The sequence below is a fragment of the Rhizobacter sp. P2_G4 genome (assembly GCF_056403575.1).
Map to the genome: position 1 here is coordinate 1,199,464 of NZ_JBFUFG010000002.1, position 14,401 is coordinate 1,213,864.

At 65.5% G+C, this 14,401-nt stretch carries 9 protein-coding genes; 6 read left to right on the top strand and 3 right to left on the bottom strand.

The window, feature by feature from the left end; translation table 11 throughout:
* Positions 1–27 precede the first annotated feature (27 nt).
* From AC1DYS_RS11980 to AC1DYS_RS11990, 3 genes are read left to right on the top strand one after another with little or no spacing between them, the layout of a single operon-like run.
* Entirely contained in the window at positions 28–1,005 is a 978-nt protein-coding gene (locus tag AC1DYS_RS11980) for an alpha-E domain-containing protein (protein WP_477899244.1), read from the top strand.
* A 12-nt stretch (positions 1,006–1,017) separates the two neighbouring features.
* Positions 1,018–1,821 carry a transglutaminase family protein gene (locus AC1DYS_RS11985; RefSeq protein WP_477899246.1) on the top strand — a complete coding sequence of 268 codons (804 nt, stop codon included), beginning with the start codon at positions 1,018–1,020 and terminating at the stop codon, positions 1,819–1,821.
* 20 nt (positions 1,822–1,841) lie between these two features.
* Positions 1,842–5,270: a transglutaminase family protein gene (locus AC1DYS_RS11990; RefSeq protein WP_477899248.1), complete on the top strand. Its 3,429-nt coding sequence runs from the start codon at positions 1,842–1,844 to the stop codon at positions 5,268–5,270.
* 14 nt (positions 5,271–5,284) lie between these two features.
* Here the strand turns inward: AC1DYS_RS11990 and AC1DYS_RS11995 are convergent, their stop codons facing one another.
* On the bottom strand, positions 5,285–5,905 hold the full coding sequence (locus tag AC1DYS_RS11995; protein ID WP_477899250.1) for a flavin reductase family protein: 621 nt from the start codon (positions 5,903–5,905) through the stop codon (positions 5,285–5,287).
* A gap of 69 nt (positions 5,906–5,974) precedes the next feature.
* Here AC1DYS_RS11995 and AC1DYS_RS12000 point away from each other — a divergent pair, with 69 nt between their 5' ends.
* Positions 5,975–7,906, top strand: coding sequence for a B12-binding domain-containing radical SAM protein (locus tag AC1DYS_RS12000; RefSeq protein ID WP_477899252.1), 1,932 nt, complete (start codon positions 5,975–5,977; stop codon positions 7,904–7,906).
* A 21-nt stretch (positions 7,907–7,927) separates the two neighbouring features.
* Here AC1DYS_RS12000 and AC1DYS_RS12005 read toward each other — a convergent pair whose 3' ends face one another.
* On the bottom strand, positions 7,928–9,199 hold the full coding sequence (locus AC1DYS_RS12005; RefSeq protein ID WP_477899254.1) for a right-handed parallel beta-helix repeat-containing protein: 1,272 nt from the start codon (positions 9,197–9,199) through the stop codon (positions 7,928–7,930).
* 67 nt (positions 9,200–9,266) lie between these two features.
* The gene (locus tag AC1DYS_RS12010; protein ID WP_477899256.1) at positions 9,267–10,424 is read right to left on the bottom strand and encodes a hypothetical protein; all 1,158 of its coding nucleotides are present in this window, start codon (positions 10,422–10,424) and stop codon (positions 9,267–9,269) included.
* 428 nt (positions 10,425–10,852) lie between these two features.
* Between AC1DYS_RS12010 and AC1DYS_RS12015 the strand changes: the two genes are divergently transcribed.
* Both AC1DYS_RS12015 and AC1DYS_RS12020 read left to right on the top strand, forming a co-directional pair.
* Complete coding sequence (locus AC1DYS_RS12015; RefSeq protein WP_477899258.1) at positions 10,853–13,321, top strand: circularly permuted type 2 ATP-grasp protein; 2,469 nt, start codon at positions 10,853–10,855, stop codon at positions 13,319–13,321.
* Positions 13,318–14,253, top strand: a complete 936-nt coding sequence (locus AC1DYS_RS12020) for a transglutaminase family protein (protein ID WP_477899260.1) — start codon at positions 13,318–13,320, stop codon at positions 14,251–14,253. The genes AC1DYS_RS12015 and AC1DYS_RS12020 overlap by 4 nt, the downstream gene beginning before the upstream one ends.
* Positions 14,254–14,401 lie beyond the last annotated feature (148 nt).

A 14,401-nucleotide genomic window follows, 5' to 3' on the forward strand; every position in this document is an offset into this window, starting at 1 on the left:
GCACTACGCAACGAAAGGGAGTAAGCGATGCTGTCTAGAACCGCCGACCACCTTTTCTGGATGGCTCGTTACATGGAGCGGGCGGAGAACACCGCCCGCATGCTCGACGTCAACTACCAGACGTCATTGCTGCCTCAATCGGCGGACGCGGCCGAGAACGGCTGGCGTGGCCTGTTGAGCATTTCTGAACTCACCACCGACTACACGCAGCGTCACGGAGAAGTCACGCCCAGGCGTGTGATGGACTACATGGTGAGCGATGAGCGCAACCCGTCGAGCATCTACAGCTGCCTGATGGCTGCGCGCGAGAACGCACGGGCAGTGCGGGGCACGCTGACCACCGAAGTGTGGGAAACGCAGAACCAGACCTGGCTTGAATTCCAGCGCATGCTGAGCGCCAAGGCGTTCGAGAAAGACCCGGGCGCGGCGTTCGAATGGGTCAAGTTCCGCTCGCACCTCTCGCGTGGCGTGACGGTGGGCACCATGCTGCAGGACGAGGCCTTTCACTTCTTGCGCATCGGCAGCTTCCTTGAGCGAGCCGACAACACGGCGCGCATGCTGGACGTGAAGTTCCACGCTGTCGAGAGCGAGTTCTTCGGCACGGGCTCGGCCAACGGCAATGGTGGCAAGGACCAGGAGTACGACTTCTATCACTGGTCGGCCATCCTGCGTTCCGTCTCTGGCTTCGAGGTGTACCGCAAGGCGTATCGCAACGTGATTCGACCCGAACGTGTGGCCGAGCTGTTGATCCTGCGCGCCGACATGCCCCGCTCGCTTGCGGCCTGCATGGACGAGGTTGTCTCCAACCTGCAGCGCGTAGCCAACGAGCAGTCGAACGACACGCTGCGCCGGGCAGGGCGCCTGCAGGCCGATCTTCGCTTCGGCCGCATCGATGAAATCTTGGCGACTGGTTTGCATGCGTTCCTCACCCAGTTCCTCGAGCGGGTGGGCACGCTGGGCATCGGCATCAGTCGCGACTTCCTGGTTCCCGTGGCGGCTGCGTAACGAGCATGCTGGATGAAACTCACCATCCAACATGTGACGCAGTACGACTACAGCGCACCGGTGCGATATGCCTTGCAATCTCTGTGTCTCACACCGCAAGCCAGTGCCCACCAGACCGTGCATGACTGGACGCTCAGCGCGCCGGCGCCCTTGTTTGCACAGCGCGATGGCTACGGCAACATGGCGCACACCTGGAGCCTGGCCCAACGTGCCTATGCCAATGCAGTTCGTGCAGGGGGCACGGTCGAAACCCATGCGTCGCCCTGGCTCGTCGACGACGCGGCGCCACCGCAGCTCTATCTGCGCGTGACGCCACTCACCGCTGCCGACGACCGCCTGCGTGCACTCGGCCGCGTCCACCTCGCAGGAGTCGTCGATGAAGAGTCGGCGATGGCGCTGGCCAAGGCGGTCTTGAATCGCGTGCGCTACAAGACCGGCGCCACCACCGTGCAGACCACAGCGCAGCAGGCTTGGGAACTTGGCGGTGGCGTCTGCCAGGACCATGCACACGTGTTCATCGCTGCCTGCCGGGCCAACGGTGTGCCGGCGCGCTATGTCAGCGGCTATTTCTATGCACCCCACGCACCGCACCTGGCCAGCCACGCCTGGGTCGACGTGTGTGTAGAGCCCGGCGCGCACCGTTGGCTCAGCATCGACGTCACCCATATTTGCCTGATGGACGAGCGCCACGTGCGCCTGGCCGTCGGCCTCGACTACACCACCTGCTCGCCGATCCGCGGCATGCGCGAAGGGGGTGGCGATGAATCCATGCGGGTTCGCATCGACATTCGCGAAGCCCCGACCACCCGAACCTGATGATTTCTCTGGAGCCCTGAATGTCAATCCACGTTGCGCTCAACCACGTGACCCACTATCGGTACGACCGGCCGATCAATCTCGGGCCTCAAGTGGTTCGGCTGCGCCCGGCGCCGCATTCGCGCACCCGCATTCTCAGCTACTCGATGCGCGTCGAGCCGGCCACGCACTTCACCAATTGGCAACAAGACCCGCAGGCGAACTACCTGGCTCGCCTGGTGTTCCCGGACAAGACCACCTCGTTTCGCATCGAGATCGATCTCGTTGCCGAGATGGCGGTGCTCAACCCGTTCGACTTCTTCCTGGAGCCTTCGGCCGAGCATTTCCCTTTCGAGTACGACCCCTCGCTGACGATCGAACTCGAGCCCTATCGCCGCAAGGCGCCGCTCACGCCGGAATTTGCCAAGTACCTCGCCGCCATCCCGCGCGACAAGATGCAGACGACGAACTTCCTCGTCGCCATCAACCAGCAGCTGCAGAAGGACATCAGCTACCTGATCCGCATGGAGCCCGGCGTGCAGACGCCAGAGCAGACGCTGGTCAACGCTTCGGGCTCATGCCGCGACTCCGGTTGGCTGCTGGTGCAGCTGCTGCGCCACCTCGGTTTTGCGGCGCGCTTCGTGTCGGGCTACCTGATCCAGCTCAAGAGCGACGTGAAGTCGCTCGACGGCCCGAGCGGCACCGAGGTCGACTTCACCGACCTGCACGCCTGGTGCGAGGTCTATCTGCCGGGTGCTGGCTGGATCGGCTTCGACCCCACCTCCGGCCTGCTGGCCGGCGAAGGCCACATTCCGCTGGCGTGCTCGCCTGAACCCGGCTCGGCCGCGCCGGTGAGCGGCGCGCTCGACGAGTGCGAGACCGAGTTCGAACACAGCATGAAGGTCACGCGCGTGTGGGAGGCGCCACGCGTCACCCTGCCGTACACCGACGAGCAGTGGGCCAGCATCGAGGCGCTGGGCCACCAGGTCGACGGCGACTTGCGCAAGAACGACGTGCGCTTGACACAAGGCGGCGAGCCCACGTTCGTGTCCGTCGACGACCGCGACGGCGCCGAGTGGAACACCGACGCGATGGGCCCCACCAAGCGCCTGCTCAGTGCCGATCTGATGGACAAGCTGCGCGCCAAGTACGGCGACGGCGGCCTGCTGCATTACGGCCAGGGCAAGTGGTACCCGGGCGAGCAGCTGCCGCGCTGGTCGCTCAACCTCTTCTGGCGCAAGGACCGCGAGCCGATCTGGACGCATCCCGAGCTCTTCGCCAGCGAGCACACCGATTACCACGTCACCGACATCGAGGCGCACAAGTTCCTGAGCGGCGTAGCCAAACGCCTGAGCCTGGACGCGAAGTACGTGTTCCCGGCCTACGAAGACGTCTGGTACTACCTGTGGCGCGAACGCAAGCTGCCCGTGAACGTCGACCCTTTCGAAGCGAAGCTGTCCGACGAGATGGAACGCGAGCGCCTGAGCAAGATCTTCAGCCAGGGCCTGGAGAAAGTGGTGGGTCATGTGCTGCCGGTCGCGCGTTACGACACGGCACGCAACGGCACCCCGGGGCCGCGCTGGCAAACCGGGCCATGGTTCCTGCGCAGTGAGCGCTGCTACCTGGTCCCTGGCGATTCAGCCATGGGCTACCGCCTGCCGCTCGACTCGCAGCCCTGGGCCAAGTCGTCCGACCTGCCGTGGGTGCACCCGCCGGATCAGTCGCAACCGTTCGCGCCGCTGCCGCCGTATCGGCGCCTGCGTTATGCGGTGGGTGGAACCGAAGTCACCGGTGGATCGGCGGGCCCGTCCGAGGCTGCTACGTCCCCGGCGAGTTTTGGTGATCGTTCGCGTGCCGCGTTGCACGCCGGTCCTTCGGCAGCGCCGAGCGTGGCCACCACGCTGACCAAGGTGCCGGGCGCGTTCGAGTCGGCCGGTTGGGTCACCCGCACGGCCATGAGCGCCGAGCCGCGCGGTGGCCGGCTCTATGTCTTCATGCCGCCGATGACGGCGCTCGAGGACTACCTGGAGTTGGTGGCGGCCGTTGAAGATACGGCGACCGAGATGAAGCTGCCGGTGATCCTCGAAGGCTACGAGCCGCCGAAGGACCCGCGTTTGTCGACGCTGCGCGTCACACCCGACCCAGGCGTGATCGAAGTCAATGTCCACCCCGCGCATAGCTGGGGCGAGCTGGTCGAGCAGACGACCCACCTTTACCAGGTGGCACACGAGACGCGTCTGTCGACCGAGAAGTTCATGGTCGACGGCCGCCACACCGGCACCGGTGGCGGCAACCACTTCGTGCTCGGCGGCGCCACGGTGGCGGACTCGCCCTTCCTCCGCCGGCCCGATCTGCTGGCGAGCATGGTCGGCTACTGGCACAACCACCCGGCGCTGAGCTATCTGTTCTCGGGCCTCTTCATCGGCCCGACCAGCCAGGCGCCGCGCGTGGACGAGGCGCGCAACGATTCGGTCTACGAGATCGAGGTGGCCTTCTCCGAGCTGCAGCGCCAGTCCGCGCTCGGGCCTGACGCCTGCCCGCCGTGGATGATCGACCGGCTGATGCGCAACCTGCTGATCGACGTCACTGGCAACACCCACCGCGCCGAGTTCTGCATCGACAAGATGTACTCGCCCGATGGCCCCACCGGCCGCCTGGGCCTGCTGGAGATGCGCGCCTTCGAGATGCCGCCGCATGCGCGCATGAGCCTGACGCAGCAGCTGCTGATGCGTGCGTTGATCTCGCGCTTCTGGCAGAAGCCATATCAGCCGCCGCGCCTCAAGCGCTGGGGCACCGAGCTGCATGACCGCTTCATGCTGCCGCACTTCGTGTGGCAAGACCTGTGCGATGTGGTCGAAGAGCTCAACCAGTTCGGCTACCCGGTCAAGGCCGAATGGTTCGCGCCTCACCTCAGCTTCCGCTTCCCGCACATCGGCGACTTCAGCGTCGAAGGCGCCGAGCTTGACTTCCGCCTCGCGCTGGAGCCGTGGCACGTGATGGGCGAGGAGGGCGGTGCCGGCGGTACGGTGCGCTTCGTCGATTCATCGGTCGAACGCCTGCAAGTGAAGGCCACCGGTCTCGTGAGCGACCGCCATGTGCTCACCTGCAATGGCCGCGTGGTGCCGCTGCAATCCACCGGCAAGGTGGGTGAGTTCGTCGCGGCCGTGCGCTACAAGGCCTGGGCGCCGCCCTCGGCGCTGCACCCGACCATCGGCACCAATGCGCCGCTGACCTTCGACCTGTACGACACCTGGATGAGCCGCTCGATGGGTGGTTGCCAGTACCACGTGGCGCACCCGGGCGGCCGCAACTACGACACCGCGCCGGTCAATTCGTACGAGGCCGAGGCACGCCGGCTGGCGCGCTTCTTCCGGCTCGGCCACACGCCGGGCGTGATGACGGTGACGAAGGAAGAGCGCAACCCGGACTTCCCGTTCACGCTCGACCTGCGGCGCGCTTCACAGTACTGAGCGCAGTACTGCGATCAGCGCGGCCGGAACATGCGAAACAGCTGTTCCGGCCCGATGCTGAAGTAATCCCCCGGGCCGCCGCCGCGCAGAATGGGTTGCGCTGCGGCGGTGTCGTACACGCCGTTCTTGAGCAGCGACTTGGCGATGTGAACCGCCACCACCTCGCCCAGCGTCAACCAGCTGTCTGCCTTGGCGCCATCGGCCCCTTGCAGCTGGATGATCTGCGTGACCCGGCACTCGAACGAGACCGGGCTCTCGGCCACGCGCGGCACCGAGATCAYGCGTGAGGCCGCCGGTGTCAGGCCGGCCAGCTCAAACTCGTTCACCTCGGGCGGTACGGCAGCGCAGCTGGCATTCATCGCCTCGGCCAGCGGCCGCGTCGCAAGATTCCAGCCAAATTCGCCGGTCTGCTGCACGTTGCGCACCGTGTCCTTGAAGCCAATGCTCGAGAAACCCACGATCGGCGGCGTGTAGTTGAAGGCGTTGAAGAAGCTGTAGGGCGCAAGATTCAGGCGGCCCTGCGCGTCGTGCGACGAGATCCAGCCGATGGGCCGTGGGCCGACGATGGCGTTGAACGGATCGTGCGGCAGGCCGTGGCCGAGCCGCGGTTCGTAGAAGTGAATGTCGTCGGCCATGTCGATGCACGCAGGATGGTGGGTTGAGGCCACTGTACGCGTGAAGAAAGCGCGTGGCAGACTCAGGGGATGTCCACTTCTGCGCTCCGCGTGCTGTCCGTCATTCCTCCGATGACGCAGCTCAACACGCCTTATCCGTCGACCGCCTACCTCACCGGCTTCCTGCGTTCGCGAGCCGTCGATGCCGTGCAGGAAGACCTGGCCTTGGCCCTGGTGCTGAAGCTTCTCTCCGCCGAGGGCCTGACCCAGGTGCGAGCGCAGATCGATGCGATGCCCGAGGCCTCTCGCTCGCCGATGCTCCATGTGTTCATCGACCAGTTCGACCGCTACCTCGCCACCATCGGCCCGACCATCGCCTTCCTGCAGGGCCGCGACCCGACGCTGGGCCACCGCATTGCAGGGCGCGGCTTCCTGCCTGAAGGCCCACGATTCGATTCGCTCGACGTCTACATCGATGAAGACGGCGGCGACCCGCTTGCCTGGGCTTTCGGTGCACTTGGCATGCAAGACCGCGCACGTCACCTGGCCACGCTGTACCTCAACGACCTGGCCGACGTGTTGCGTGACGCGATCGACCCGCGCTTCGAGTTCGTGCGCTATGCCGAATCGCTGGCGCAGAGCCAGCCGACCTTCGAGCCACTGGCGCGCGCGCTGGCCGCTCCGCTGAACCTGGTCGACCGCACGCTGGTCGACTTGACGCTCGCTGCGCTGCAGCGCCACCAGCCGAGCGTGGTGCTGATCTCGGTGCCGTTCCCGGGCTCGGTGTATGCGGCCTTTCGCATCGCGCAGGCCGTGAAGGCGCATGACGCCACCATCGTCACCGTGCTGGGTGGCGGCTTCGTCAACACCGAGCTGCGCGAGCTCACCGAGCCGCGCGTGTTCGACCACTTTGACTACGTGACGCTCGATGCAGGCGAGCGGCCGCTGTTGGCGCTGCTAGACCATCTGCAAGGCAAGCGTTCGCAGCAGCGCCTCGTGCGCACCTATCTGCGCGAAGACGGCGTCGTGCGCTACGTCAACTGGATCGAGGCAGACATTGCCTTCGCCGAAGTCGGCACGCCCACCTGGGACGGCTTGCCGCTCAACAGCTACCTGTCGCTGCTCGACATGCTCAACCCCATGCACCGGCTTTGGAGCGACGGGCGCTGGAACAAGCTCACCGTGGCGCATGGCTGCTACTGGAAGAAGTGCAGCTTCTGCGACGTGAGCCTCGACTACATCTCGCGCTACGAGGGCGCATCGGCCGCCACGCTGGTCGACCGCATCGAGGCCATCGTCAAGGAAACCGGGCAGACCGGCTTCCACTTCGTCGACGAGGCGGCGCCACCCAAGGCACTGAAGACGCTCTCGGCCGAGCTGATCAGGCGCCAGCTCTCGGTCTCATGGTGGGGCAACATCCGTTTCGAGAAGTCGTTCAGCCCTGAGCTCTGCCAGCAGCTGGCCGACAGCGGCTGCATCGCCATCTCGGGTGGGCTTGAGGTAGCGTCCGACCGTTTGCTGAACCTGATGAAGAAGGGCGTGTCGGTGGAACAGGTGGCGCGGGTCACCAAGGCCTTCAGCGACGCCGGCATCCTGGTGCACGCCTACTTGATGTACGGCTTCCCTACGCAGACGGTGCAGGACACGGTGGACGCACTGGAGTACGTGCGCCAGCTGTTCGAGACCGGCTGCATCCAATCGGGCTTCTTCCACCGCTTTGCGTGCACGGTGCATTCACCAGTGGGCAAGAACCCCGAGGACTACGGCGTCACACTGCAGCCTTTGCCGCCGGTGACGTTTGCCAAGAACGACATCGGCTTCGTCGACCCGACCGGTGTCGACCATGACGCACTCGGTGTGGCGTTGAAGAAGGCGCTCTACAACTTCATGCACGGCATCGGCCTCGAGGAAGACGTGCGCAGCTGGTTCGACTTCCCCGTGCCGAAGACCAAGGTGCAGCGTCACCGCATTGCGCGGGCGCTGTCTGCCCCGGTCACGACGGCGAGAGCTCAAGAGCAATAGCCGTCGAGAGAACGCGCAGGTTTATTGGCGCTCAAATGCTCCCAAGTCCGGTGCCGACCCCTGGTAGGGCAGACCGGCGTTGACGCCTGCGTTGATCAGCTTGCTGCCGCTTGCCAGCCGGAACAGCTTGTTGGACGGTAGCGTGCCGTCGGGGTTGCGTGGCGCGGTTGCCAGGCTCAAATCGATGCTCTCGAAGTCGGCGGTGCTGGCGGCGAGCCCTGTGTTCCAGGTGTTGTTCTTGGAGTCGGCGTTGCAGATGTCTTGCGATGCAGACACCGACACGTTGTTGCGAAACACGTGCTTCTCGCCAGACTTCACCGCACCGCAGAACCCGAAGTTGATGCCGTTCTTGAAGGAGGTGTTGTTGATCGCGGTGATGCCGCCAGCGTTGTTGTTCTGATCGAAGCCCTTGCTCGGGTTGCCGAAGGCCACCGATTGGGTGATGCGGTTGCGCGCCAACGTGGCATTGCCGCCGAGCTTGAAGCCGTTGCCATTGCCGGCAAAAGACGAGACGTTCCAGAGGTTGATGCCGTTGCGGAAGGCCCAGCTGCTCTCGATCGTCACCACCTCGGGGCTGTCGAACAAGTCGAACCCGTCATCCGAGTTCTCCCACGCCCGGCAGCCGATGAAGCGGTTGCCCGGCCCCTGCGTTTGCTTGGGGCCGAACCCGTCGGCCATGCTGCCCGACTTCTTCGGGTCGTAGTTCCGGTAAGCGTCAGAGTTCAACACCGTGGTGTAGGCGCCGCCCTTGTTGATTTCGAGACCGGTGTTGCGGTTCTCGTAGAAGGCGCAGTTCTCGAAGGTGTTGTACTTGCCCGTGACGTACACGCCCTGATAGCCGGCGCGCGTGACATCGATCCCCTTGAAGTACCAGTAGCTGCCTTTCAGCGCGAACCCGAAGGAATCTTGAACGTAGGTTTTCTCAGGGAAGGAGAAGTCGATGACGGCCTTCCCGCAGTTGGCCGCCACCATGTAGATCGGAGCGCTCGCGGTGCCCGACTTGGACAGCGTGATGGTGTTCTTGGCTCCCGCCTTGTACGGCACCGCGTACTTGCCGGGCTGCAGCAAGATCATCTGGCCCGCCGCCACGGCATTGAGCGCGGCGGTGAAGCTCATGGGCGAACTGAAGCTCGTGCCGCTCCCGCTGGCACCGGCAGAGGGCGTCACATAGAGAACTTTTGATGCCTTGAGGTTGCTGGTCTCGGTTCCGCACCCAGTCACCTCGCCGGCTGCATGTACGTTTGCCGCCAGCAGCCAGGCCGCGAGGCCGCACAGGAACGCTTTGAATCGCATGATGGTTTCCCTTTCTTTGGTTGTCGTTTTGCTTGTTGCCCGAGACGATTTCTTGTCTCGGTTCCTCTCACCTGAGACCTTGGGTGGACGCTGCGCGTCGCGCCCGCAAGGCCCCCAGTTCACCCAGTTGCCTGACGTCGGCTGCGAAGCGGCTCGAGGCCTCTGCACTCGCACACGACAAAGGTTGGCGCTTGTCGGGTGCGGCCAGCACCCCGGCACCGGCCAAGGCCTGCAGCTCCTGGTTCATCTTGTTCAGCTGCTCGGGTGCCCAGCCAGAGGCTTGCGCGAGCTGGGTAGCCTGTGACAGCGTGTGGAGCGAATCGCCTCGCTCCAGAAGCATCCGGATCAAGTGATCGCACTGTTGCTTGCGCTCGGGCAGTGGTTCTTGGCAGCGCTCTTGCACAAAGTTTTCACTGGGAGCGGGGAGCGTTGCGGCTCGCGCGCGAACCTGCTCGCCCAGGGCTTGGCGCAAGTAGGTGGGCACGTTGTCGGGGAGCGCAGCCAGGGTCATCGAATCCAGGGCCTGAGGTGATTCGACCCAGCGGTTGGCCGTCAGCAGACCTCGCCAGGCTTCTTCCGCAGCCGTGGGGTCTTCGTCGGCCAGCGCGACCCAGTGAACCGCGTTCGTCGGGTCCGCGCGCAGGCGCGCCCTCACCAGGCTCAATCGACAAGCGCCGTCATCAGCCGCATAGGCGCACGCTTCTTCGGCCCAGGTCAGAGCCGCGGCGTTTTGGCTCGTGTAGGCCGCTCGCAGAAGTGCCTCACTCCACAGCCGTTTGGCCTCGTCGTCGTTGGTCACCGGCTTGTCCAGCAGCAGGGCCGCAACGCTCGTTCCCGCGCCGCCTTCACGCAGTTCGCCGAGCCAACGCGCCTTCGCTTGAGCCAGCGGTGTCTGCCCCACGGGTGACGGCAAGCCTTCCAGGTTGGCGACGTCTGGGTCTTCGTCGGTGTCGGTAGCGACGTTGAGGCGACCGAGACCGCACAGGTCGACGACGGCAAACGTGCGGGCACCTGCCGCGTCAGTGGTGGCGGACGGCGCCGTGTCGGTGTTCAACCCGTCGACGGGGTCAAGACCCTCATCAGGTGCGCTGGGGACGCTTGTTGCCACGCTCACTTGCCTTGCCGCTTGGCTGGCTGCGGACAACGGGGGCTCGTCGGTCCACCACCAGGCCGTTGCCGGCGCCAGCAGCATCAATCCGCACATCAGGATCAGCAGTGACTTCACTGAGCTGTTCAGCGAACGCCGATCAACATCCCGCCGCGATGGCGTACTTGGAGGGTTGAGGAGGGTGCTGCTCTGCAGCTGCGGCACAGGGCAGGCCGGCCGCCAGGCTTTTCAGTCGATGCATGTGGAGTCCCCCGAGATGTTGTCGTTATGTGCCGGCCTCAGGTCTCGCCGGGCCGTTTTCTCCGAAACGCATTCTCGGGATCAAGTAATTCGGCGGCAATGAAGAACGTCGAGTCGATTTGTAAGCGTTGCAGCCAAAAGCCTGTGGCGGGCCAAGACATGACATCGCTACCCGGTTTACGAGCGGCGCGTCGGTAAATGTGCAGCAGGTATCGTTTTTGCACGACAGCTCACGGTCCGCCCCGCCGGGTGCGCGACCGCTAATCCACGAGAATGGGTGGTCCTACGTGCAATCGCTCCCGTTCATGCTCAGAAAGCTGCTGTCTGGCTACGCCGCCCTGGAAGACCGCTACGACGAGCTGCTCGTAGCACCGGGTGAGCCGCGGCCGCACTGGGACGCCTTCCTGCGCTCGCTGGCCGAGCGCGAAGGGCCGGGCATCGGCGACAGCCTGGCGCTGATGGAGCGGCAGATCCGCGAGAACGGCATCACCTACAACGTCTACGCCGACCCCAAGGGCGCCGACCGGCCATGGGAAGTCGACCCGCTGCCGCTTTTGCTGTCGGCCAGTGAGTGGGAGGAGATCGAAGCCGGCATCGCCCAGCGCGCTGAGCTGCTCAACCGCGTGCTGGGCGACATCTACGGCGAGCAGACCTTGCTGCGCAGTGGCGCCATTCCGCCTTCGGTGATCTTTGGCCACAGCGGTTTTCTGCACCAGGTGCAGGGCATCCGTCCGGCAGGCGGTGTGCACCTCTTCAACTATGCCGCCGACCTGGCGCGCTCGCCTGATGGCCGCTGGTGGGTGGTGAACGACCGCACGCAGGCCCCATCAGGCGCCGGTTATGCGCTGGAAAACCGGCTGGTGGTGTCGCGAGTCTTCCCGCAGCTGTTTCGCGACCTGCATGTGCAGCATCTGGCCTCGTTCTTCTCGAACCTGCGCGAATCGCTGCTGCGCTGGGCACCGAAAGGTGACGGCCCACCGCTGATTGCGCTGCTTACACCTGGCCCCTACAACGAAACTTATTTCGAGCATGCGCTGCTGGCGCGCTACCTGGGCTTTGCGCTGGTCGAGGGAACTGACCTCACGGTACGCGACGGCCGCGTGTGGATGAAAACGGTCGAAGGCCTGAAGCGCGTGCACGCCATCCTGCGCCGCCAGGACGACGACTACTGCGACCCGTTGGAGCTGCGTTCCAACTCGGCGCTCGGCGTTGCCGGCCTCACCGACTGCGCGCGCCGCGGCACGGTGATGCTCGCGAATGCGCTCGGCTCGGGCGTGCTCGAGTCCGGCGCCTTGCTCGGCTACCTGCCCAAGCTCAGCGAGAAGTTGCTGGGCGAAAAGCTGCGCCTGCCGTCGGTGGCAACCTGGTGGCTGGGCGAGCAGGCTGCGTTCGAAGACGCCTGGAAGCGGCTCGAGCACATCATCATCAAACCGCTCGACCGCTCGGCGCGCGAGCCGGCAGTGTTCGGCGCCGACCTGTCGGCCGATGAGCGCGTGCTGCTGAAGGCTCGGGTCGCGTCGCGGCCGCAGCGCTATGTGGCACAGGAGTGGGTGCATGTCTCGCAGGCGCCGGTGCTGGAGCGCGGGCCCGGCCTGAAGGGCGACCGCTTGAGCGCACGCACGGTTGGCCTGCGCGTGTTCGCGGTGGCCACGCCCAACGGCTACCGCGTGATGCCGGGCGGGCTGACCCGCGTGGCGGGTGATGGCGATTCGCGGGTGATCGGGATGCAGCGCGGCGGTGGCTCCAAGGACACCTGGGTCTTGTCCGACGGGCCGGTGAATGCGTCGTTCTCGCTGCTCTCCAGCACGGTTTCGCCCGCCGACCTCGTGACCTCGCGTGGCAACGTGCCATCGCGTGCAGCTGAGAACCTGTTCTGGTTCGGCCGCTACGGCGAGCGCTGTGACGCCGCGGCGCGCCTGCTGCGCGTGGCGATCGCCACGGTGCTGGGCCATGCGGATGTCAACGCCGATGATTTGTCCGACGGCCTCGTGCCGGTGCTCGCGCTGGCGGAGCGCATGGGCCTGATCGAGTCGGCCGAGAACCCGGGCACCGAGTTGCTGCGCGCCGCCACGCATCCAGAAGAAGGGCTGAGCCTGCGGCTGCGTCAGCTCTCTCGTGTGGCCTTCAATCTGCGCGACCGGATGTCGGCCGACAACTGGCGCACGCTCAACCGCTTGATCGGCGACCCGGTGTTCCAGCGCGGCAGCTCGTTGCCGCTTGCGCTCGGCTGGCTCGATCGTGCGGTGACGACGACGATGACGCTGTCGGGCTACGTGCTCGACGGCATGACACGCGGGACCGGCTGGCGCTTCCTGTCGATCGGGCGCCGCATCGAGCGCTTGTCGCACCTTTGCACCGCCTTGCAGGTGGCCACCCATGAAGGGCGCGCGTCAGGCCTGGAATGGCTGCTCGAGCTGGCCGATTCGACGGTGACTTACCGCTCGCGCTACCTGGTGGCGCCCGAGTGGCTGCCGGTGCTCGACCTGCTGATGCGCGACGACACCAACCCGCGCTCAGTGGCCTTTCAGGTCAAGGGCCTGGTGGAATATGTCGACAAGCTGGAACGCGTGCACGGCCGCTTTGCTGGCGACGTGCTGGCGCCAGCGCAGACGGCCCTGCAGTCGCTGCAGCCGAGTGACTTTCATCCGGAGAGCGAGGCGCTGGCAGAGGTGCTGGATCAACTGCAACGTGCAGCGCACACGGTGTCTGACGAACTCACGCTGAAGTTCTTCTCGCACGCCGACTCGCGCAGCGTGCTTTCACTGGTGGCATGAGCGCGATGCAGACGCAGTCACAGTCGCAAAGCAACCGAACCGGCGCGACCGGCTCCGGCGAGCGCTACACGGTGGAGCACGAGACGCGCTACGTCTACGCAGCGCCGGTGTCGCAGTCGTGGCAGCTCGCCCGGCTGACGCCTCGCAACCTGCCGTGGCAGCGCCTGCTGTCGTGCTCGATCCAGATCGATCCGCCGCCAGACGAGCGCCACGACGCGCCCGACAGCTTCGGCAACAGCATCACCCATTTCGGCCTGCATGGCGCCCATCGCATGCTGCGGGTGCGCATGCAATGCAGCGTCGAGGTGGCGGACCGGCCGGCCGTTGCCGACACGCCTTTCGTTGCCTGGGAGAGCGTGCGCGACAACTTGCGTCGTGAACCGCAGGTCGATGATCTCGGGCCATCGCTGATGTGCGAGCCGACCCTGCTCGTGCCGTTGTCGGAAGGTGCCCGCGTTTACGCGCTGGAGTCACTGACACCAGCGCGCGACTGGCTCGAGGCCGTCACCGACCTGATGCAGCGCATCCACGCGCATTTCGAGTTCGACCCCGACGCCACCACCGTCAGCACCTCGGTCGACGAGGTGCTGTACCAGCGCCGCGGCGTCTGCCAGGACTTCGCGCACCTGATGCTGGCCTGCCTGCGCGGGCATGGCCTGCCGGCCCGCTATGTGTCGGGCTATCTGCTCACCGACCCGCCCGAAGGCCAGCCGCGTTTGATGGGGGTGGATGCCTCGCACGCCTGGGTGGCAGCGTATTCGCCCGGCACCGGCTGGGTCGAGTTCGACCCCACCAACAACCAGCTGGCCGACAAGCGCTACATCACGCTGGCGTGGGGAGCCGACTTCGCCGACGTGGTGCCGCTTCGCGGGGTGATCCTCGGTGGTGGAACGCAGGACATGGACGTCTYGGTGAGCGTGATCCCGAGCTGACATCGGCCCCTCGGTCGAGGGGTGCGGACCACCCTTGGTCCGCGAAGAAAATCGCCACAAAGTCGCATCCCCCGGAAGGCCGACCCTCGACCTCGGGGATGCTTTTGGGGGACCTTGATCGCTATGGTTGCAGCCATCGGTGGGATGG